This is a genomic window from Mesorhizobium sp. M2E.F.Ca.ET.219.01.1.1 (assembly GCF_004016445.2).
In the GTDB taxonomy this organism is placed as follows: domain Bacteria; phylum Pseudomonadota; class Alphaproteobacteria; order Rhizobiales; family Rhizobiaceae; genus Mesorhizobium.
In genome coordinates, this window is record NZ_SADT02000005.1 from 493817 (window position 1) to 514588 (window position 20772).

24 protein-coding genes are annotated in these 20772 nt (G+C 63.7%); 14 read left to right on the forward strand and 10 right to left on the reverse strand.

Going from position 1 to position 20772, the window contains the following annotated elements; all coding sequences use genetic code 11:
• Positions 1-45 precede the first annotated feature (45 nt).
• Positions 46-900, reverse strand: coding sequence for a 2,3,4,5-tetrahydropyridine-2,6-dicarboxylate N-succinyltransferase (gene dapD / locus EN862_RS25485; protein ID WP_127866267.1), 855 nt, complete (start codon positions 898-900; stop codon positions 46-48).
• Positions 901-1044: 144 nt separating this feature from the next.
• On the opposite strand from dapD, the gene EN862_RS25490 reads away from it, so the two are divergent.
• Positions 1045-1890, forward strand: coding sequence for an LOG family protein (locus EN862_RS25490; RefSeq protein ID WP_127866268.1), 846 nt, complete (start codon positions 1045-1047; stop codon positions 1888-1890).
• 128 nt (positions 1891-2018) lie between these two features.
• Here the strand turns inward: EN862_RS25490 and EN862_RS25495 are convergent, their stop codons facing one another.
• Positions 2019-2642: a response regulator transcription factor gene (locus EN862_RS25495; RefSeq protein ID WP_245519686.1), complete on the reverse strand. Its 624-nt coding sequence runs from the start codon at positions 2640-2642 to the stop codon at positions 2019-2021.
• Between the two features lie 376 nt (positions 2643-3018).
• Positions 3019-3693, reverse strand: coding sequence for a sensor histidine kinase (locus EN862_RS25500; protein ID WP_189401441.1), 675 nt, complete (start codon positions 3691-3693; stop codon positions 3019-3021).
• Positions 3694-3976: 283 nt separating this feature from the next.
• Here EN862_RS25500 and EN862_RS35985 point away from each other — a divergent pair, with 283 nt between their 5' ends.
• The 3 genes from EN862_RS35985 (at position 3977) to EN862_RS36315 (ending at position 5490) form a co-directional block, all read left to right on the forward strand.
• Entirely contained in the window at positions 3977-4393 is a 417-nt protein-coding gene (locus EN862_RS35985; RefSeq protein WP_189401438.1) for a hypothetical protein, read from the forward strand.
• A 177-nt stretch (positions 4394-4570) separates the two neighbouring features.
• Positions 4571-5023 carry a hypothetical protein gene (locus tag EN862_RS25510; protein WP_127866270.1) on the forward strand — a complete coding sequence of 151 codons (453 nt, stop codon included), beginning with the start codon at positions 4571-4573 and terminating at the stop codon, positions 5021-5023.
• The gene (locus EN862_RS36315) at positions 5023-5490 is read left to right on the forward strand and encodes a hypothetical protein (protein ID WP_189401435.1); all 468 of its coding nucleotides are present in this window, start codon (positions 5023-5025) and stop codon (positions 5488-5490) included. Before EN862_RS25510 ends, EN862_RS36315 begins: the two co-directional genes overlap by 1 nt.
• A gap of 43 nt (positions 5491-5533) precedes the next feature.
• Here EN862_RS36315 and EN862_RS25520 read toward each other — a convergent pair whose 3' ends face one another.
• Complete coding sequence (locus EN862_RS25520; RefSeq protein WP_127866271.1) at positions 5534-6241, reverse strand: pyrimidine 5'-nucleotidase; 708 nt, start codon at positions 6239-6241, stop codon at positions 5534-5536.
• A 149-nt stretch (positions 6242-6390) separates the two neighbouring features.
• On the opposite strand from EN862_RS25520, the gene EN862_RS25525 reads away from it, so the two are divergent.
• From EN862_RS25525 to EN862_RS25530, 3 genes are all read left to right on the forward strand, one after another.
• Entirely contained in the window at positions 6391-7152 is a 762-nt protein-coding gene (locus EN862_RS25525; RefSeq protein ID WP_127866272.1) for a GGDEF domain-containing protein, read from the forward strand.
• Positions 7153-7324: 172 nt separating this feature from the next.
• Positions 7325-7498, forward strand: coding sequence for a hypothetical protein (locus EN862_RS36320; RefSeq protein WP_181592077.1), 174 nt, complete (start codon positions 7325-7327; stop codon positions 7496-7498).
• On the forward strand, positions 7495-8934 hold the full coding sequence (locus EN862_RS25530; protein ID WP_127866273.1) for a GMC family oxidoreductase: 1440 nt from the start codon (positions 7495-7497) through the stop codon (positions 8932-8934). The genes EN862_RS36320 and EN862_RS25530 overlap by 4 nt, the downstream gene beginning before the upstream one ends.
• Positions 8935-9014: 80 nt before the next feature.
• Here EN862_RS25530 and EN862_RS36325 read toward each other — a convergent pair whose 3' ends face one another.
• Entirely contained in the window at positions 9015-9182 is a 168-nt protein-coding gene (locus EN862_RS36325) for a hypothetical protein (RefSeq protein ID WP_164772138.1), read from the reverse strand.
• A gap of 94 nt (positions 9183-9276) precedes the next feature.
• Here EN862_RS36325 and EN862_RS25535 point away from each other — a divergent pair, with 94 nt between their 5' ends.
• On the forward strand, positions 9277-9768 hold the full coding sequence (locus EN862_RS25535) for a MarR family transcriptional regulator (RefSeq protein ID WP_127866274.1): 492 nt from the start codon (positions 9277-9279) through the stop codon (positions 9766-9768).
• 78 nt (positions 9769-9846) lie between these two features.
• On the opposite strand, the gene phhA is transcribed toward EN862_RS25535, so the two are convergent.
• Positions 9847-10680, reverse strand: a complete 834-nt coding sequence (gene phhA, locus EN862_RS25540; protein ID WP_127866275.1) for a phenylalanine 4-monooxygenase — start codon at positions 10678-10680, stop codon at positions 9847-9849.
• A gap of 139 nt (positions 10681-10819) precedes the next feature.
• Here phhA and EN862_RS25545 point away from each other — a divergent pair, with 139 nt between their 5' ends.
• On the forward strand, positions 10820-11296 hold the full coding sequence (locus EN862_RS25545; protein WP_040984916.1) for an Lrp/AsnC family transcriptional regulator: 477 nt from the start codon (positions 10820-10822) through the stop codon (positions 11294-11296).
• 102 nt (positions 11297-11398) lie between these two features.
• Positions 11399-12967, forward strand: coding sequence for a magnesium-protoporphyrin IX monomethyl ester anaerobic oxidative cyclase (gene bchE / locus EN862_RS25550; protein WP_127866276.1), 1569 nt, complete (start codon positions 11399-11401; stop codon positions 12965-12967).
• Positions 12968-13012: 45 nt separating this feature from the next.
• Here the strand turns inward: bchE and argB are convergent, their stop codons facing one another.
• Positions 13013-13906, reverse strand: coding sequence for an acetylglutamate kinase (gene argB / locus EN862_RS25555; RefSeq protein ID WP_040984920.1), 894 nt, complete (start codon positions 13904-13906; stop codon positions 13013-13015).
• A gap of 389 nt (positions 13907-14295) precedes the next feature.
• Here argB and EN862_RS25560 point away from each other — a divergent pair, with 389 nt between their 5' ends.
• From EN862_RS25560 to msrB, 4 genes are all read left to right on the forward strand, one after another.
• Positions 14296-14835: a sigma-70 family RNA polymerase sigma factor gene (locus tag EN862_RS25560; RefSeq protein WP_127866277.1), complete on the forward strand. Its 540-nt coding sequence runs from the start codon at positions 14296-14298 to the stop codon at positions 14833-14835.
• The gene (locus EN862_RS25565) at positions 14832-15554 is read left to right on the forward strand and encodes an anti-sigma factor (protein WP_127866278.1); all 723 of its coding nucleotides are present in this window, start codon (positions 14832-14834) and stop codon (positions 15552-15554) included. The genes EN862_RS25560 and EN862_RS25565 overlap by 4 nt, the downstream gene beginning before the upstream one ends.
• Positions 15555-15847: 293 nt before the next feature.
• Positions 15848-16324, forward strand: coding sequence for a fasciclin domain-containing protein (locus tag EN862_RS25570; protein WP_245519689.1), 477 nt, complete (start codon positions 15848-15850; stop codon positions 16322-16324).
• A gap of 234 nt (positions 16325-16558) precedes the next feature.
• Positions 16559-17062, forward strand: a complete 504-nt coding sequence (msrB, locus tag EN862_RS25575) for a peptide-methionine (R)-S-oxide reductase MsrB (RefSeq protein WP_127866280.1) — start codon at positions 16559-16561, stop codon at positions 17060-17062.
• 22 nt (positions 17063-17084) lie between these two features.
• On the opposite strand, the gene EN862_RS25580 is transcribed toward msrB, so the two are convergent.
• The 3 genes from EN862_RS25580 to EN862_RS25590 all read right to left on the reverse strand — a co-directional run bounded on the left by EN862_RS25580 (position 17085) and on the right by EN862_RS25590 (position 20754).
• Positions 17085-17573: a DUF2269 domain-containing protein gene (locus EN862_RS25580; RefSeq protein WP_127866281.1), complete on the reverse strand. Its 489-nt coding sequence runs from the start codon at positions 17571-17573 to the stop codon at positions 17085-17087.
• A complete protein-coding gene (locus EN862_RS25585; RefSeq protein WP_127866282.1) occupies positions 17573-18853 on the reverse strand; it encodes an SDR family oxidoreductase in 1281 nt (426 codons plus the stop codon). The genes EN862_RS25580 and EN862_RS25585 overlap by 1 nt, the downstream gene beginning before the upstream one ends.
• A gap of 287 nt (positions 18854-19140) precedes the next feature.
• Positions 19141-20754, reverse strand: a complete 1614-nt coding sequence (locus EN862_RS25590) for a DHA2 family efflux MFS transporter permease subunit (protein WP_127866283.1) — start codon at positions 20752-20754, stop codon at positions 19141-19143.
• Positions 20755-20772: the final 18 nt, after the last annotated feature.

A 20772-nucleotide genomic window follows, 5' to 3' on the forward strand; every position in this document is an offset into this window, starting at 1 on the left:
GCGCGGGGAGCGAATCTGAAAGATCGCGACGCGCTTTAGGCAGGATCAATCGCGCAGCAATTCGTTGATCGAGGTCTTGGAGCGGGTCTTGGCGTCCACGCGCTTGACGATGACGGCGCAGTAGAGGCTCGGACCCGGCTCGCCATTGGGCAGCGGCTTGCCCGGCAGCGATCCGGCGACAACCACCGAGTTTGCCGGCACCTCGCCGTAGAACACCTCGCCGGTGGCGCGGTCGACGATCTTGGTGGACTGGCCGATGAACACGCCCATGCCGAGCACGGAGCCTTCGCGCACGATGCATCCCTCGACCACTTCCGAGCGCGCGCCGATGAAGCAATTGTCCTCGATGATGGTCGGTCCGGCCTGCATCGGCTCCAGCACGCCGCCGATGCCGACGCCGCCGGAAAGATGCACGTTCTTGCCGATCTGGGCGCAGGAGCCGACCGAGGCCCAGGTGTCGACCATGGTGCCCGAATCAACATAGGCGCCGACATTGACGAAGGACGGCATCAGCACGGCGCCCGGCGCGACATAGGCCGAGCGGCGCACGATCGAGGACGGCACGGCGCGGAAGCCGGCCTTCTCGAAATCGACGGCGCTCCAGCCGTCGAACTTCGACGGCACCTTGTCCCACCACACCGCCTGACCGGGACCGCCCTTGATGATCTCCATCGGGTTCAGCCGGAAGGAGAGCAGCACCGCCTTCTTCAGCCACTGGTTGACCTGCCACTTGCCGTCGTCCTGCCGCTCCGCGACCCGGGCGACACCGCGGTCGAGCAGGTCGAGCGCCGCCTGGATGGCCTCGCGCGGCTCACCGCGCGTCGCCGTCGAAATCGCCTCGCGCTCCTCGAAAGCCTTTTCGATGGTCGTTTCGAGGTTCGCCAGATCGGGCTTCGACATGATTTCGCTCCATTACCAAGCTGTTAAGGGGCTCAGCCTTAACCTGTTTAAAAGTCGCGCGGACCCTATGTTAAGGCTTAATGAGGGTCAATCGCGCCAGCGTCACGGGACGGCGCAGTTAAGGGAATTGGACGGGTGGATTCGATGACTCCCATGGAAAAGGCGGGGTGGACGCCGCTGCCGCATTCGGACGAGGACCTGGAACGCGCGAAAAGCGTGCCGGACACCCCGCAGACTCGTGCCGAGACCTATCGGCTGGCGTGGAACGATCCGGACTTCATGACGCGGCGCGAATTGCGCGCCGTGCGGCTGCAGCTCGAGCTCTTGAAGCCGGAGATGATCCTGGCCGAACGCGGCATCCGCTCGACCGTGATCCTGTTCGGCGGCGCCCGCTTGCCCGAGCCGGGCGGCGAAGCCTGGGCGGCCAAGAACGAGACGCAGAAGAAGAACCTCGAGGCGAACAGCAAATACTACGAGGAAGCGCGCAAATTCGCCCGTCTGTGCTCGCAGCAATCGGCCACCTCCTATTATCGTGAATATGTCGTCGTCACCGGCGGCGGGCCTGGCGTCATGGAGGCGGGCAACCGCGGCGCCGATGATGTCGGCGCTCCGTCGATCGGTTTGAACATCGTGCTGCCGCACGAGCAGGCGCCCAACGCCTACGTCACGCCGGAGCTCTGCTTCAACTTCCACTACTTCGCCATCCGCAAGATGCATTTCGTCATGCGCGCCAAGGCGGTCGCCGTGTTTCCGGGCGGCTTCGGCACGATGGACGAGTTCTTCGAGACGCTGACCCTGATCCAGACGGGGCGCATGGAGCGGGTGCCGGTCATCCTGTTCGGCAAGGCCTTCTGGCGACGGGTGATCGACCTCGATTTCCTCGCCGAGCAGGGCACGATCTCGCCCGGCGATCAGGACATCATCGATTTCGTCGACACCGCCGAGGAAGCCTGGGACATCATCCGACGCTTCTACAAGTTGGGGGATTAGGAACTGATGAATTGAAGAACTGAAGAATTGAGGAAAAAGGACGTCCGGATCGTTCGTCTGTTCTCCAGTTCTTCAATTCCTCAGTTCTCCAATTCCTCTATTCGGGACGGCATCCCGGCTCGGTCCGCTTATACCGGCAACTCGGCCAGCCAGCCATTCGAGTGCGCGAAGCGCACAATGGCCGCCCGAGAGCGGAGCTCGAGCTTCTCGGACGCCCTGGTGCGATAGGTTTCGATCGTCTTGATGCTGAGGTTGAGCCGGGACGAGATTTCCTTGTTGCTGTAGCCGAGCGCCACCAGCTGGATCACCGACCGCTCCCGTTGGCTGAGATTGCCCGGATCGCCCTGCGGGGCGCTGCGCGGGCTCAGGATGCGCGCCGCGAGTGCGGGATCGACATAATTGTCACCGGCCAGCACGCATCGGATCGCCTGCAAGAGGTCCGTCGCGGTCGCGCGCTTGACCACGAAGCCGCGGCCACCGGCCGCAAGCACCTGGCGCAGGCAGCCGGGGTCCTCATGCGCCGTCAATGCTATGCAGCTGACCTCGGGAAATCGCTCGCCCAGCCTTTCGATCAGCGTGATCCCACTGTCCCCGGGGAGCGATATATCGACCACGGCGACATCGGGCAGCGTCTTGCCTATCCCTTCAAGGGCATCCTCGACATTCCCGGCCAGGCCGACGACCGTCAGATCGTCCTGGCTGTTGATCATCGCCCCAACCCCCGACAGCATGATCGGGTGGTCGTCGACCAAAAATATCCGCCTGCAGCGCACCTTAACCTCCATCAGTCTGTCAAAGGCCCTGTCACGCGGAAAGGGTCCTCTTGTCCTTGATGGTCTAGGCAACTGCCCCGCCTGGCGCGGGACGCCCGTCTTCCTCAGGCCTTAAACGGCCGCAACGGGTAAGCCATCCCCCGCCTAACCCCATGAGCCCGAATTGTAAGTCGGGACCAATGTCCGGGATGTGCAGCGCTTCACGTAGACGAGTTTAGGAAAGGAGGTCGCGGTTTTGCTATCCGAATTGGGTGCAAAACTTGACACCTGGCGAGACGCGACGGACCAGGCCCGAAGCCAAAACGCTATTTCCCCACCCATCAGACTGTCCTTGGAAAGCGCAGTCTCCCACTTTTCAATGTGCCAACGGCACATCCGCGTAAACGGTAGTCCCTTTCATCGTGGCGGTTTCGACCGTCAATTCACCGCCGACCAGCGCCAGCCGCTCCCGCATTCCGGCAAGTCCCAGGTGGCCCGGACCGAGTTCGGCGCGGCCGTCAAAGCCGCGGCCATCATCCTCGATTGTCAGGCGCATTCGATCGTCCTGGATATGGGCCGTTACGCTTATCCGGCTTGGCTGGGCATGCTTGCCGATATTGGTAAGCGCCTCCTGCGCGACACGATAAAGCGTGAGCGCGGTCTCGGCGGGCAGCGGGTTCGAAAGGGCTTCGAGATCCATCTCGCATGGAATGCCGAGCTGGCTGCAAAGCATTGTCGCCAGATCCTCGACCGAAGCGCGCAGGCCGAGACGATCGAGGTCGGCGGGACGCAGGTTCCAGGCAGCGTCATGCACCTTGGCGCTGAGCCGATCGACAAGCATCGCAGCGCGCTCGAGACGGCCGTCCATCCCTTCCGTGCCGGCACGTACGTTGTGCAATTCCAGCGCGACACTGGCCAGCATCTGGCCGAGGTCGTCATGCAGCTCTCGCGACAGGCGCAGGCGCTGCTCTTCCTGCACGGCGATCAAGCGCCGCGCAAGCCTACGGCGCAGGGCCCTATCGTCCTTGCCTGTAGTCATACCCGCCCACATCAACCTTTCTCTTCCCATTGCCGTCGCGGGGGTCGCAAGCCACCCGCGGGTCGGCGAGAAAAGGCATGAATGTCAGCGCAGTATACACCCGCCAGATGCCTTTATGCCTGTCAGTTTTTTCCTGATTGCTTCAACTTTTCCTGACACCGGGATCAGCAGAAAAACCGACAGCGCCTGCCGATCAGCCCGAATGTATCGCCACTATTTCTGCGTGCATCCTTCAAGCGTCCTCCCGGTCACCTTGGATTGCCCGGGAAGCTCAACGCAAACGAAGGAGAACGTCATGAGAAAGATCATCCTGGCCGCGGCCGTGCTGTCGGCTCTGACCGGTTCGGCATCCGCGCTTTCGATCGGTAGCGGCAACGGCAACGGCAACGGCAATGTCGGCGTCGGCAACGGTAACGGCAACGGCAATGCCAATACCGGCGCCTTCAACGGCAACTTCAACGGCAATGGCAATTTCGGCTTCGGCAACGGCAACGGGAACGGCAACGCCAATATGGGCGCCTTCAACGGCAACTATAACGGCAACCTGAATGCCGGCGTCGCCAACGGCAATGGCAACGGCAACGGTAACTTCGGCCTCGGCAACGGCAACCTGAACGGCAACGGGAACTGGGGCTTCGGAAACGGAAATGCCAACGGCAACGGCAACTGGGGCGCCGGCAACGGCAACGGAAACGGCAACGCCAATCACTAGCGCCGTCCAACCGCCAGCGTCGCCAAGCTCCAGTTTGGAAAGACGCTGATGGCTCTGGGACCGCCGAGCCACGCGCCCGTCCCCCGCGCAAGGCTATCGCGACATGTCGCCGGCGGTCCCAGTCCTTTTCGCGACAGGTTCCAATTTCAAAAGCAAAGCCATGGAAGGAGCTCGCAGATGAAACGCTACGTCATACCGGCGCTATGCCTGGGGTTGTTGAGCGCAACCGCGGCGAAAGCCGACACCGCGACGGGCAGCCAGGCCTTCGGCAGGTCGGCCGTCCAGGCGGCGGTCGGCAAATACGGCCAGGCTATCGGCTCGGACGTCAGGGGCATGGATCCGCTCGGCAATTTCGGTGGCAATCTCGGCTACAAGAACAGCGGCAGCGGCAATGTCGGCGCCTTCAACAGCGGTACCGGCAATGTCGGCGCGTTCAACGGCAACGACAATACCTCGACGACGAGCGGCAACGGCAACATCGGCGCCTTCAACGGCAACGGCAACACCGGCGAATATAACGGCAACGCCAACATCGGCGCCGGCAATGGCAACTTCAACGGCGGGTCGTTCAACGGCAACGGCAATGTCGGCGCCTTCAACGGCAACTTCAACGGCCGGGGGAACCGCTGATGACCGGCCTGAAATCATCCGGGCCCGCTAGGCCGCGCGAGCGCCGGGTAGCGGCGAGGCTGCTTGATGGCAACGGCCTCGCGCTCGGCACCCTGCTTGCCGCGTTGCTGGCTGCCGATGCCTCGACCCTGGTCAGGATCGCCGACCTTCCAATCGGGGCCGGTGTCGCCAATGGCCTTGGCAACACCGGAAATTTCAACGGCAATGGGAATACCGGCAACTTCAACGGCAATGGCAACAGCGGCAACTTCAACGGCAACGGCAATGCCGGGAGCTTCAGCGGCAATTTCAATGGCGGCAGCTTCAACGGCAACGCCAATTGCGGCAACGGCCACGGCAATGGCTACGCGTCCGACGGCAACGGCAACGGCACGGGAGCCGCCGGCAATCCGGACCTGTGCCGGTTCTTGAAGGAGCTGAACGGCCGACTGGGACTGCCGCCCGGCACGATTCCGGATTTCGATTAGAGGGCATCGTCTGCGCGGACGACGTACGGCAATCCGGAGTTTGTCAGGGCGCCACGTCGACGATCGCGGTCAGGAAGCCGGAGAGATCGTCGGTGACGAAATCGACGTCGTCCTCGTTTGCCGGGTCGCGTTCCCAGATCTCCGAGAAGGTCGGTTCGAAATTGCGCGGCACCACCAGCACGGTCGTCATGCCGAGCGATTTCGGCACGGCCAGATTGCGCGCCAGATCCTCGAACATCACCGCGTTGTGCCCGGTCACCGAGTGCAATTCGGCGAAGCGTTCATAGGTCTGGCGCTCCGGCTTGGGGTTCAGCCCCGCCGCGACGATGTCGAAGATGGCATCGAAATGCTCTAAAATGCCCAGCTGGCGCGCGGTGCGCTCGGCATGCCTGCGGTCGCCATTGGTGAAGATGAATTTGCGCCCCGGAAGCTGGCGGATCGCCGCGCCCAGCACTGGATCAGGCACCAGCCGCGAATAGTCGATGTCGTGCACCTTCTCGAGGAAATCGTCGGGATCGATGCCGTGCCGCTTCATCAGCCCGTTCAGCGTCGTGCCGTATTCCAGGTAAAGTTCCTTCTGCAGCTTGCGCGCCTCATCGCGCGAAAGCGTCAGCAGCTCGCCGACATAGGCGGTCATCTTCACATCGATCTGCGCGAACAGGTTCGAGTGATGCGGATAGAGCGTGTTGTCGAGGTCGAACACCCAGTCCGTGACATGGGCAAAGCGGGCGGGATCGGGTGTCATTGTCATGGTTTCTTATGGCATGCCGACGCTGAATTTATCCACAACTTATGCGCGTCAAGAATTGTGAAAATGGCTTCTCGCTTCAAATTTTAAAAGTTCCGGAAAGGTCGCCTTTAGCGCTTGCTGGCACACAGGCTATCCCTTGGGAGCAAGTGATGAGTCGCATATTTCTAAAGGCCGCTACCGTAGCATTCGCTTCGGTCGCTGTCTCGCTGTTGTTGACGCTGATTGTGGTTCCGGCAATGGGCTTTCCGATGAGCCGCACCATCTGGCTGGCATCGACGGTGTGCCCGCTCATCCTCGCCTGGGCCGCCAGCGCCGGCACCTTCTGGCACAGCGACCGGCTGCAGAACGCCCATCGCGAGCTTGCCCGTGCCCACGCGCAGCTCGCCGCCGCGCACAGGCGCCTCTCCGAAAAGGCAAGCCGCGACGACATGACCGGCATGCTCAACCGCGAAACCTTCTTTGCCGCGCTCGACGGGTCGCGGCGCAAGAGCGATCGCGGCGCGCTGCTCATCATCGACGCCGATCACTTCAAGAGGATCAATGACAGCTACGGCCATTTGACGGGGGACGAAGCGCTGCTTCTGATCGCCGGCGCGATCGAACGCGGCGTGCGCAGCGGCGATGTGCTCGGCCGCATTGGCGGCGAGGAATTCGCGGCTTTCCTGGTAGGTGCCAGCGAGCATGAGGCCAAGCACGTCGCCGAACGCATCCGCCGCGAGGTCGAGCTGATCCGGTTCCGCCCTGGCGACGAGCGCACCGTCACGCTCACTGTCTCGATCGGAGGCATAAGCTGCGGCGAGAACGCGACCGTTTCCGATTTGATGCGCGCGGCCGACCGCAGGCTCTATGAGGCAAAGAACCGTGGCCGCAACCTTTCGATTCTCGACCGCGAGCTTCCGGAAGCGGCCTGAAGATTCGCCGCAGCGTTAGGAAAGCCCTAACCATGTCCATATTCAACCGCGCTAAACTTCCGGGTGTAACGCCGTCTTCACCCTGGTTTGTCACGGAATTGGCCTCCTCGGCGGCATGTGTGCCGTTCAGGAACGGCATGCGTGGATCGAGGCCCCTATCGAGAGACGTGTCATGAGCAGGTTCATAAGAAAAATGTCGCGCCGCGCGATCGTGCAGGCGTTGATCGCTTTGCCCGCCCTGTCGCTGTTCCGCAACCAGCCGGCCCCTGCCAACCCTGACGAGATCGACCGCGATGAAATCGTCGAGATCAACGGATGGATCCTGCGGCGGAGCGACCTCGCATGATCTTCGACAGCTATGAAGCCTACAAGCAGGCCGGCTTCAAACCCAGGGCCTGCATCCTCGGCTCCGGCCCGGCCGGCACGACGATCGCCAGGAAGCTGGGCGCCGCCGGCATCCCGGTCATCGTCCTGGAGGCGGGCTCGCGCGAGTTCAGCGACGAGTCGCAGGATTTCTACCGCGGCAAGACGGTCGGCGATTTCTATTTCGACCTCGACATCACCAGGCTGCGCTTCATGGGCGGCTCGTCCAACCACTGGGCCGGCTGGTGCCGCGTGCTCGACAGCCAAGACTTCGAGCCCAAGGCCTGGGCGCCGGACACCGGCTGGCCGATCAGCCGCGCCGACATCGAGCCCTATCTTGGCGAAGTCCATGACATCCTCGAGCTTCCGGCGTTCCGTCCGGACGTCCAGGTTTCAGACGACATACGCTGGGTGCAGCTGATCAAGAGTCCCGCGGTTCGTTTCGCCGAGAAATATGCCGACGAGCTCGACCAGAGCAAAAACATCGCCGTCGTGCTCAACACCTACGCGACCGAGCTCATCGGCGACGGCAAGCGCGTCACCGGCGCGAAGCTGTGGTCGAACGGCCAGGACGCCGGCACCTACAGCGCGGACTATTTCGTCACCTGTACCGGCGGGCTGGAGAACTCGCGGCTGCTGTTGTGGTCGAACGAGCGCTCGAATGGCGGCGTGGTGCCGAATGCAACGGCGCTCGGCCGCTACTGGATGGAGCACCCGACCTTCGAGGGCGGCAACGCCATTCTTGCCAACTACTCGGAATTCGAGGTCGACGCCTCGAACGAAGCCTTCTTCTCGCCGACGCTTGCCGCGATGGAGCGGCTGCAGATCATGAATTTCGGCATCCGCCTGATCGAGAGCCCCTATCCCAATGTCAAGAAGCTGATCGCCGACCTTGCCTGCACCGCGCCGAACATGGCGGAGTGGATGTCTTCTCAACTGGACCAGAGGCTGCGCTGCGCCGCCCAGCTCTATGTCGCCTGGGAGCAGGTGCCGCTCGCCTCGAACCAGATAGAGCTGTCGAAGACCGATGTCGATCACGCCGGCGTGCCGCGCATCGAACTGCACTGGAAGAAGTCGGCGCTCGAGCGCCGCACGCTGCTCGAGGGGCTGAGGCTCTTCGGCACGACGATGGTGCAGAAGAATCTCGGCCGCGTCCGCATCGACGACTGGATCAGCAATGGCGCCGATTACCCGACCAACGAGGAGACGGCCGGCCACCACCATATGGGCGGCACCCGTATGGGCACCGATGTCCTGAAGAGCGTCGTCGACGCCAATTGCAAGGTGCACGGCATGGACAATCTCTATGTCGGCGGCTCCTCGGTGTTCTGCACGTCGGGCCAGTGCAACCCGACGACCACCATCACCGCGCTCGCCTGCCGCCTGGGCGAGCACCTCGGCAAGCTGATCGCCGTCTGATCTCCGAGACGCCGGCGGCGCCGACGCCTGGACTGGCAGCCGGCGCCGCTCTGGCGCTTTTGGGGAAATTGCGACTTCGCTCAGAGGCCGTAGACGGCGATGCGCACCAGCACGGCCGCGGCCGCAAGCGCCACCAGCAGGATGCCGAGGCCGATGGGTGAGCCCCAGCCATACCATTCCATCGCCAGCTTGGCGTATTTGTATTCCTCCTCGTTCGAGAGGGGGGTGCGCTGTTGGATCAAGCTCATTATTCACTCCTTGTCGGCGACTTTGCCCTTGCCTTGCAAAAGCGTCATCGCATATTGATATGATAGTCTAAATGTTAGACAGATTGATAGTTAGATGATCGAAATAAATTCGTCAAGCACGAAACGCGACGAGATGACCAAGGCTCTCAGCCTTGCAGTCATGCGCTGGCAGGACGCCACCCAGGCCTATGATGAGGCGGTGGGGGCGCGGCTCGGGCTGATTGCGGCCGAGCGGCACTGCCTCGGCCTGCTTTATGCCGGGCCGCAATCGGCGGGCGCCGTGGCGGCTGCGACCGGACTGACACCGGCGGCCGTGACGGCGCTGATCGACCGGCTGGAGGCGCGCGGCTACGTCACCCGCACCCGCAGCCTGGAGGACAGGCGCAAGGTGGTGATCGAGGCGACCGAACTGACCAGGGACCTGTCGGAGCGCTATTACGGCGCGATCGCGCGGGAAGGCGAGAAGATGGTGGCGAGTTTCAGCGATGCCGAGATCGAGACCGTGCTGCGCTTCATCAATGCCGCGCTGGACCTGCAGAGCGAGCAGCTGGCCAGGATCAAGGCCGAGCCCGATAAGGCGGATTGAACCCCGAACGAGCAAAGCGGCCCAGCAGCCTTCCGGCAGCTGAACCGCCCTGAAACGTCGGTTGGGCGAAAACCGACCTCAGACCGTGGCAGGGTCGAGCGCCGGCAGACCCTTGAACCGTGAGATGATGCCGGCAAGGTCGCCCTTGGCGAAGGCATCGCGCAGCGCATCGAAGGACGGCAGCACGAAATAGGCGCGCTGGAACTTGTCGATCTCATAGCCGGTGCGCATCACCGTCTCGAGGTCGAACGGCACATGGTGGGCGTCCTTGCTCTCGACCGCGAATTGCAGTTCGGTGAAGGACGACATTAGCCCGGCGCCGAAGGCTTTCAGCGGCTGGCCGGCTTCCTGGATGAGGCCGTATTCGGCACTGTACCAGTAGAGCCTGGTGATCATCTCGTCGCCGCCGAGCGCGATCATGTCCTCCGCCTTCTCGCCATACATCTGCATGAAATCGGCGAACACCGGCTGGGTCAGGATCGGCACATGGCCGAAGAAGTCGTGGAACATGTCCGGCTCGACGATGTAGTCGAGCTCTTTTTTCGTCCGCAGCCAGTTGGTGACCGGGAAGCGGCGATTGGCGAGATGGTCGAAGAACGGGCCGGCCGGGATGAGGCCGGGCACCGCGACGATTTCCCAGCCGGTCAGCTTGGTGAGCTTCTCGCTGACCGCGTCGAAATCCGGAATCCTGTCCAGCAGCCCGAGCGCCGCGACGCCGTCCAGATAGGAACGATGCGCGAGCTTCTTGGTCAGCTTCGTCTGGCGGTCGCAAAGCGTGCGCCACACCGCCTGCTCCTCGGCGGAATAATCGTAGCCTTGCGCCACGGTGAAATCGCTGCGGCACACCGAATAGTCGCCACGCAGGCCCTGCGCCGCGCATTCGGCGGCGTAATCGGCAACGCTGATTGTCATCGTTTCCTCCTCAGAAGCGTGATCCACGGATCGTGAAGGGAAGTGTAGAAGCGATCGCTGAGGCAAATCAGCCCTTGTTTGTAGCTCGTCCGCTGATTTTGAGGTAAAATAACTCAGATCAATGCGAGATCGAGAAAACATGCCTCAGTTCGACGATTTCGAAATCAAGATGCTCGATATCCTGCAGCGCGATGGGCGCAAGCCCGTGTCGGAGCTGGCGCAGGAGATCGGCCTGTCGACCACGCCTTGCGCGCGCCGTTTCGAGGCTTTGCAGGAAACCGGCATCATCAAGGGCTTTGCCGCCGTGCTCAGCCGCCGCGCCGTCGGCCTGACGGTCGAGGTGTTCATCCAGGTGCGGCTGGTCAGCCACAGCGACGGCTCGCCGGAAAGCTTCATCGCCGCCGTGCAGCGCATGGACGAGGTTTCGTCCTGCTGGACGATGACCGGCGACCACGATTTCCTGCTGCATGTCATGGTCCCGTCGGTGGACGATTTGAACGCCTTCGTCATGCATCGGCTGATGCGGCTGCCCGGCGTACGCGACGTCCACACGCAACTGGTGCTGCAGAACATCAAGGGCCCCGGCCATGTGCCGCTCAGCCATCTGCGGCGCTGATCCGGTCAAATCTGGCGAAAAGCTGCTTGGAAACTGCTGAATCGGGCCAAGGCGGCTTCGACATCGGCCATTAGCACAAGCGGACCAACATGGAGGTCCGCCTTGAACATCGTGCTGATCAATCCGCCGCACACGGCCATCGGCAGCCGCGTGCCCGACGACCACTTGCCACCGCTCGGGCTTTTGGCGATCGGCGGTCCGCTGATCGACTCCGGCCATCAGGTGCGCCTGATCGATGCCGAGTTCGGGCCGATGCTGCTAGCCGCGCTGGTTGATGACGCCCTGCACGGCGAACCGGATTTCATCCTAATCGGCCATTCCGGCTCGACCTCGGCGCATCCGACGGCCTTGAAGATCGCCGAGATGATCAAGGCCCGCGCGGCGGGCGTCATCGTGATCTATGGCGGCGTCTTTCCGACCTATCACTGGCGCGACATCCTGGTCGCGACCGACGTCTTCGACTTCATCGTGCGCGGCGAGGGCGAGGCGACCGCGACGGCTCTGGTCGAGGCCATCGAGATGCGCCAGCCGGTGGGAAGTGTCGCCGGCATCGCCTATCGCGACGATTTTGGCCATCCGGTCGCGACCCAGCCGGCGATGACCATTGCCGACCTCGATGCCTGGCGCGTCGGCTGGGAGCTGATCGACCATCGCCGCTACTCCTATTGGGGCGGCAAGCGGGCGGTGGTCATGCAGTTCTCGCGCGGCTGCCCGCATCTGTGCAACTATTGCGGCCAGCGCGGTTTCTGGACCCGCTGGCGGCATCGCGACCCGGTCAAATTCGCCAGGGAGATCGCCTGGCTGCATCGCGAGCACGGCGTCGAGCTGGTCAATCTGGCGGACGAGAACCCGACCTCCTCGAAGAAAGCCTGGCGCGCTTTTTTGGACGCCATGATCGCCGAGAATGTGCCAGTGCTGATCGTCGGCTCGACCCGCGCCGACGACATCGTGCGCGACGCCGATATCCTCCATCTTTACCGCAAGGCGGGCGTCATCCGCTGGCTGCTCGGCATGGAGAACACCGACGAGGAGACGCTGTCATTGATCCGCAAGGGCGGCAGCACGAAGTCCGACCGCGAAGCGATCCGGCTGCTTCGCCGGCACGGCATCCTGTCGATGGCGACCTGGGTCGCCGGCTTCGAGGACGAGGGCCTTCGCGATTTGTGGCGCGGCTTCCGCCAGCTCATCGCCTACGATCCCGACCAGATCCAGGCGCTCTATGTTACCCCGCACCGCTGGACGCCGTTTTTCCGCATCGCCGCCGATCGCAAGGTGATCCAGAAGGACGTCCGCTTCTGGGATTACAAGCACCAGGTCCTGCACATGACCCGGCTGAAGCCGTGGATGCTGTTCTTCGCCGTCAAGCTGATCGAGGTCGCGGTGCAGTCGCGGCCGAAGGCGCTGGCGCGCATCCTGTTCCACCCCGATCCCGAACAGCGCCACTCGATGCGCTGGTACACGAAGATGGGCCGCCGCGTCTGGTTCCGCGAAGTCTGGGGTTTCCTGGTCCGCGACCGCCGCGTCAAGGACGGACCGACGCTCGCCGAGTTCTGGGGCGCGCCGCAGGATGCCGAGGAGGAATCGATGATGGTCCGGCGGCCGGCCCGAAAGCCGGGTACGCGCACCATCGAAACCGCGCGTGTGTCGGATGAGAGAAGATTAGTCGGCTAAGGGACGGTTCACCGTTTGCAGAAACAGCGACCCTGCCTGGTCTTCTTACGGAACGATCAGCGTGCCGGCGCCATGCTCGGTGAAGAGCTCGAGCAGCACGGAATGCGGCGTCTTGCCGTTGAGGATGACGACGCCCTCGACGCCGCGCTCGATCGCTTCGATGCAAGTCTCGACCTTCGGGATCATGCCGCCGGAAACCGTGCCGTCCTTGATCAGCGCCTTGGCCTCGGCGACGGTCAGCTCGTCGATCAGCTTCTTGTTCTTGTCCAGCACGCCCGGCACGTCGGTGAGGAACAAGAGGCGCGAGGCGCGGCAGGCGCCGGCAATCGCCCCTGCGAACGTGTCGGCGTTGATGTTGTAGGTATGGCCGTCGCGGCCGGGCGCCACAGGCGCCAGCACAGGAATCATCTCCGAGCGCGCCAAGAGATCGAGCAGCGTGCGGTCGACCTCGACCGGTTCGCCGACGAAGCCGAGATCCAGCACCCGCTCAATGTTGGAATCGGGGTCGATCATGGTCTTGCGCGCCTTTTCGGCGAACACCATGTTGCCGTCCTTCCCGCAGAGCCCGATCGCCCACTCGCCCTCGGCGTTGATCAGTGCCACGATCTCCTTGTTGATCGAGCCAGCCAGCACCATCTCGACGATCTCGACCGTCTTCTGGTCGGTGACGCGCAAGCCCCCCTCGAACTTGGATTCGATGCCCATCTTGGTGAGCATCGCGCCGATCTGCGGTCCGCCGCCATGCACGACGATCGGGTTCACGCCGGACTGTTTCAGCAGCGCGATGTCTCGGGCGAAGGCCTTGCCGAGCTCGGTATCGCCCATGGCATGGCCGCCATATTTCACCACCACCGTCTTGTTCTCGTAGCGCTGCATGTAAGGCAGCGCGCGCGAGAGCAGCGCGGCCTGCATTTCGGCGTTGGCGGCGACGTCCGTCATCGGTATCGATCCCAGCTGAAGCATGTCTCCCGAAAGTGGGAACCGGTTTCGGGACGAAGACATGCTTGAACATCAAGTCTTGATTGGCGGCCTCTTAGCGGGAATTGCCGCGGGCCGCAAACGGCTTTGCGGTCACAATGATGAAATCACCAGCGGTCTAGCCATGTAACCAATATGGCAGCGCTAGCTCTATCTCCGTCGGCGAAGCCGGGACGGAGACGGAGGACTTCCTGTGCGATTTAAGCCGGCAGCCTGAGCAGTCGTTGAAACGCTGGCGGACTTGCTTGGCAGCGGCTCACTGCCGACTCGCGCGAGCGTGCCGCTGCCCCTGGCGGGCGAAGCCTTCCGGCACCCGTTGCAAATAAATCGCAATCTTCTAATTTGCCGCCATGGCGCCGCAGGACATCAGCAAGCTGATCGTCCGGACTTCGATGAAGGACCGGGCCGCGTTCGATCTGCTTTACAGGCAGACCAGCGCGAAACTTTTCGGTGTCTGCCTCCGTGTCTTGAAGGACAGGGGAGATGCGGAAGAAGCGCTGCAGGAGGTCTTCGTCAAGATCTGGACGAAGGCGGACCGTTTCGCGGTTTCCGATCTGAGCCCGATTTCCTGGCTGGTGGCCATTGCGCGCAATCACGCGATCGATCGCATCCGGGCGCGGCGCAGTCCTTCCGCCAACATCGATGTGGCCCTCGACGTCGCCGATCCGACGCCGGGACCCGAGGCGATGGCTGTGGCGGGCGGCGAGGCCGAACGCATCCATCATTGCCTCGACGAACTTGAACAAGACCGGGCGGCGGCCGTCCGGGGCGCTTATTTGAGCGGCGAAAGCTATGCCGAGCTGGCGGAGCGCTTCAAGGTTCCGCTGAACACGATGCGGACCTGGCTGCGGCGAAGCCTGCTCAAACTGAGGGAATGCCTGGAAAGATGACGCTGGCGGAAGACAACGGACCGGAACGTGGAGGCGACGACCTGCTCGCCGCCGAATACGTTCTCGGCGTTCTGCCAGCCGACGAACGGCGGATCGCGTCCCGCCGCATCGACACCGAGACGGCGTTTGCCCGCCTGGTCGATACCTGGGAGGTCCACTTCGCGCCGATGGCCGCCGCCTACGCCGCGGTCGAGCCGCCGGCTTCCGTCAAGGTGGCGATCGACCGCCGCCTGTTCGCGTCAACGGCTTCCACATCCCCGGCGCCCGGTGGCAGCCTGTGGACGAGCCTTGCGTTCTGGCGCGGCCTCGCTGCCGCGGCCATTGCCGCTTTGGCCGTCTATATCGCCCTGCCATACGTCAATCCGCCGGTTCAGCCGCCCGGCACCAGGCTGGTCGCCTCGCTCGCCGCCGACAACAGCAACGTCAAATACCTCGCCGTCTACGACGCCGGCCGCCATGAGGTCGGCCTGTCGCTGGTCTCCGGCGATCACGGCGCTGGCAAGGACTTCGAGCTGTGGATGATCGAAGGCAAGAACGCGCCGGTCTCGATGGGCGTCATCCCGGCCGGCCAGACCGCGCGCATGGCCGTTACCCCTGCCGTCCAGCAGAAGCTCGCGCAAGGCGCCGTGCTCGCCGTCAGCCTCGAGCCTTCGGGCGGTTCGCCGACCGGCCAGCCGACCGGTCCGGTCGTTGCCGCGGGTGACCTGAAGGGCATCTGACCGCCGCTTTGGCACAATCACGCCCATAAAGACCAATCGAAGTTTATTTTCTGTCAGCTGATGACGGGGGAATTCTGTCGTCGTAGTAGGCTGGCGCATTTGAAATAAATCGCATGAAGAAAAAATTTGCAACAGTCGTGAAACTAGCTTTTCGGTAGTCCCGTATCTCCTCGCGTTCCCAAGGATGGGAAAAACAACCCGAGGAGACTGACACAATGCGTAAACTCGCCACCCTTTTGCTCGCCTCTACCCTTGGCCTTTCTGTGATCGGCGCCGTTGCCTATGCCAATCCGATGGTCGGCGGCGCGCCGATGTATGCCAAGAAGAACATCATTGAGAACGCCGTCAATTCGAAGGACCACACCACGCTGGTCGCCGCGGTCAAGGCCGCCGGCCTCGTCGACACGCTGCAGGGCGCCGGTCCCTTCACCGTCTTCGCGCCGACCAATGAGGCCTTTGCAGCACTGCCGCCGGGTACTGTCGACACGCTGCTCAAGCCCGAGAACAAGGACAAGCTGACCAAGGTGCTGACCTGCCATGTCGTCGCCGCCAAGGCGCTGGCCGCCGACGTGGCCAAGATGGCCAAGGCCGATGGCGGCGCCCACCAAGTCAAGACGGTCGGCGGCTGCGAGCTGACGCTGAAGGCCAAGGGCGGCAAGGTCACCGTCACCGACGAGAACGGCAACGTCGCCCACGTCACCATCGCCGATGTCCGCCAGTCGAACGGCGTCATCCACGTCATCGACAAGGTTCTCTTGCCGAAGATGTAACAAAGCGGACCTGGCCGGCGAAGACATGGCTGAGCGCCGGCCGCGACATCCAAGATCCGCGCCGCCGGCAAGGGTGTGCTCCGCGCTCCCGCGAGGGCGGCGCGGAGCAGCAATTCCAGGAAAGCGCAAAGCGGTTTTCAGTCTGGGATTGCTTAAGACAACCGATAGCGCGTCACCGGCTTTTGATTTCCGGGCGGCGCTCTATCTTGGCAAAATGCGTCAGGAGGAACGGCCATGAACCGTCGCGATTTTCTCTGGAGCGGGGCTGCCGCCACCGCTCTCATCGTCGGAGCCGGGGCGATGCTGCGCGCCGGCGGACCAAAGCCCGCTCTCGCCGCCGAAACCTTCGAGGTCACCAAGACCGACGCCGAATGGCATGCCATTCTTTCGGACGAAGCCTTCGACGTGCTGCGCAAGCAGGGCACCGAATATCCCGGCACCAGCCCGCTGCTCAACGAGCACCGCAAGGGCATCTTCGCCTGCGCCGGCTGCGACCTGCCGGTCTATTCGTCGGAGACGAAATTCGATTCCGGCACCGGCTGGCCGAGCTTCTACCAGGAGATCGCCAACTCCATCGGCAAGACCGAGGACACTTCGCTCGGCATGACGCGCACCGAGGTGCATTGCCGCCGCTGCGGCGGTCATCTCGGCCATGTCTTCGACGACGGCCCGCCGCCCACCGGCCTGCGCCATTGCATCAACGGCGTGGCATTGAGCTTCAAGCCGGCTGCGGCTTGAGCGGCGCCTTCTCGGACCGACTTCAGTTGAGGCCGAACAGGGTGATGCTGGGCTTGGCGAGCATCAGCCAGAAGATCGCGACAACGCAGAAGAAAGCGGGAAAGCCGAAGGCGAACCAGACGCGGTAGAGCCGGTCGAACCCGGGCGGCAGCGCGGACGCTTCCGCCGCCGCTTGCCTCGCCATGTCGCGCAGCCGGATCTGGATCCAGACCACCGGCAGCCAGAACAGGCCGACAACGACATAGAGGGCCAGCGCCAGCAGGATCCATCCCTCGTTGAGCGGCCAGCCGATGCTGCGCGCCAGGCCGTAACCTGTCAGCGGCTGCAGCACCACGGCGGTGGCCGTGAAGACCGTGTCGGCAATCACCACGATGCCGGCGACATGGGCGATGATGCCGGGATCGCGTGTCCTGACGGCCATCACCATGAAGAAGGCGATGCCGATCCCGGTGCCGAACAGCACCGTCGCGCCGAGCACATGGACAAGCCGAAGAATATCCTCGAGCGGCATCAGCGTTCGTCCAATATCCCCAAGGCCGTGAGCGTCAGCAGCATCGACGGCACCACCTTGACCAGGGGACCGAGCGGGTCGAGCCAGAGCGCTGGTTCCGCCAACGTCGCGACGAGCAGGTATATCAGCGTCAGCAGGAGCATGCCGAGCAGAGCGCGCCACGCCCAGGGCCGGAACAGCACCGCAAGCCCCAGCGCGATATCGGCAAGACACGTCGCCGCCAGCATGACGCTCGCCGGCCGGTCGGGCAGGAAGGTGGCGAAATGGCCGCGCGCCGCCTCGAATCCCAGCAACGGCGCGATGCCCGAGACCACCCAGAACAGCGCGAGCGTGACGATGATGGGCGCCTTTAGAAGGTAGAGGCGGGCAAACCACAAATCCTGCACGCCCGATGGGGCGGCGGCGAGTGTCTCCGCCGCCGACAAAAGGCGCCGGTCGGCGCCTGGCCGCCGCCGAACGCGGACACCGCCCGACATCACAGCCAGTGCCGCCGAGCGGAGCGGCGAGCGCCAGCCAAGCCGCCCGGCGAGATCGGCCAGCCACGTCACCGGTCTTGCAGCCGGCGTCGGCACGGCAAGAACCGGGGCAGGAGGCAGGCCGAGCCAGCTGCGATGCAACAGGACAAGGCCCTTCAGCGTCAGCCGATCGTCGCTACCGAGGGCGATATCGGAGCCGGACGGCAGTGTACCCTGAACGGCGGCGCTGACGGCGCTCGCGACATCGTCAAGCGCAACCGTCATGACCGGGCTGTCCGCATAGGCCAGCGGGACCACGAGCGGAAAGGCGGCGAGAGCTCGCAGCAAGGCGGAGCCGCCATGCGCGTTGCGCCCGAGCACCAGCGCCGGGCGCAGGATGACATGGCGCACGCCGCTTGCCGTGAGCGCCGCATCGGCGCGCCTCTTGGTGTCGAGAAAGGGCAGGTCGGAGCCGGCCCCCTCGGTTTCCGCCGATAACTGCACGATCAGCAAATCCCGTCCGCGTGCCGCCTCATAGAGGGCGAGCATGGCCCGTTCCTGGGTGGCGCCGACATCGTCCGAGTAGCCGTCCTGCAGCGCGCCGGCGCAATTGACGACCACCTGCTGCCCGTCCAGCGCGTCCTGCCAGTCCTCGCGCCGCGTCATCCCGGTTAGGTTGGCCTTCAGCCAGCGAGCTTGCGGCATCTTCAGCGCCGCGCGCGCCGGCTCGCGCCCAAGCCCTGTGACCTGGTGGCCTTCCTCGGTCAGTTTCCGTGCAACGGCCGAACCGATGAAGCCGGTCGCGCCGAGAATCAGGATGTTCATGCCGGAACTCTAGAGCGCTTCAGCGTTTCACGGAATCGCCGAACCGTTCTCAGCATTGGTGTTACGCAATTCCGGACGGAGGGCTGCGGCGAAGTCGCCGAGCCTAACCGTTACACACGTTTTTCCTGGAATTGCCCTGGCCGATGCGTGACGTGAATGCCGCGGCTTCCGCCGGGCCGCGGCGCGGCTCTCTCTGCCAGGCGGGCGGATTTAAAAGAATGACCCCGGAAATCGTCGCTGATTTCCGGGGTCACGCGTTGAGGAGGCCAGGCGGGGGTTCCGGCTCCTCAATGGCCTCCGCCGCCACCGCCGCGCTGTTGCGCCGGCTTGTTGATGAACAGCACGAAGAATCCGAGCGAGGCGAACAGCACCGTCAGCATCATGAACACGTCCATGAAGGACAACAGCGCCGCCTGCTGATGCACCATGCCCGACAGTTTCGAGATCGCCGCGCTGCCCGCGTCGAGGCCGGCGGTCTGCTCGAAGTTCAGCGTCATGTTCTGCAGCTTGGCCTGCGCGGCCTGGCTGCCCCACTGCACATGCTCGGAAAGCCGCGCATAGTGGAAGGCGTTGCGGTCGATCAGCACAGTGTTGATCAGCGCGAGCCCCACGGCGCCGCCGAGATTGCGGGTCAGGTTGAACAGGCCCGACGCATTCTTCAGCCGTTCCGGCGGCAGGGTGCCCAGCGCAATGTTGTTGATCGGCACCATGCACAGCATCATCGAGCAGCCGCGCAGGATTTGCGGGATCAAAAGCTCATAGAAATCCCAGTCGGCGGTGAGATGCGTCATCCACCAGGTGCCCGTGGCGAAGCCGACGAAGCCGATCATCATCATCAGCCTGAGATCGATCTTGTTCGACAGGATGCCGGCGACCGGCGCGGTGAAGAACATCGCCAGGCCGCTGACGAACAGCGCCTCGCCGATCATCATCGAATCGTAGCCGCGGATGCGCCCGAGGAACACCGGATAGAGGTAGGTCAGCCCGTAGAGGCCGATGCCGACGACGAAGGAGAACAGCGAGCCGAAGGCGAAGTTGACGTTGCTGAAGGCCCTCAGGTCGACGATCGGCTCCTCGGCGCTGAAGACGCGCCAGAAGAAGATGATGCCGCCGATGGTCATGATGATGGCGCAGGCAAAGACGGCCGGCTCCTGCAGCCAGTCATGGTTCGGGCCCTCCTCCAGCACATATTCCATGCAGCCGAGGAAGGCGGCCATGCCGATCAGGCCCCACCAGTCGAACTTGGAGAACAGTTTAAGGTTGGGCTTGTCGAAGTCGATCAGGGCCCACGCCGCCGTCGCCACCAGGATGCCGGGCACGACATTGATCAGGAACAGCCAGTGCCAGGACATGGCATGGCTGATATAGCCGCCCACCGTCGGGCCGATCGTCGGCGCCAGCGTCGCCACTAGGCCGATCATCGGCGAAACGACGGCGCGCTTGGAAGGCGGGAAGATGGTGAAGGCGGCCGCGAACACGCTGGGGATCATGCCGCCGCCGATAAAGCCCTGGATGGCGCGGTAGACGATCATCTGGTCGATGTTGGTGGCGGTGGCGGCGAGCGCGCTGGCCGCGGTGAAGCCGGCGGCCGCCGCAGTGAACAGCACGCGCGTCGACAGCATGCGGCTGAGGAAGCCCGACAGCGGGATCATCACCACCTCGGCGATCAGATAGGCGGTCTGCACCCACGGGATCTCGTCGGAGCTGGCGCTGAGGCCCGCCTGGATTTCCGACAGCGAGGCCGAGACGATCTGGATGTCGAGGATCGCCATGAACATGCCGAACACCATCGCCAGGAAGGCGACGACGCGGCGTACAGGCATATGGTCCGCGGGCAGGGCCGGCGCGGCGGCTGCCGGACGTGCGGGCATTGATCCGGCGGTAATGGTTGCGGTTGCCATCTCATGGCCTCCCTAGGC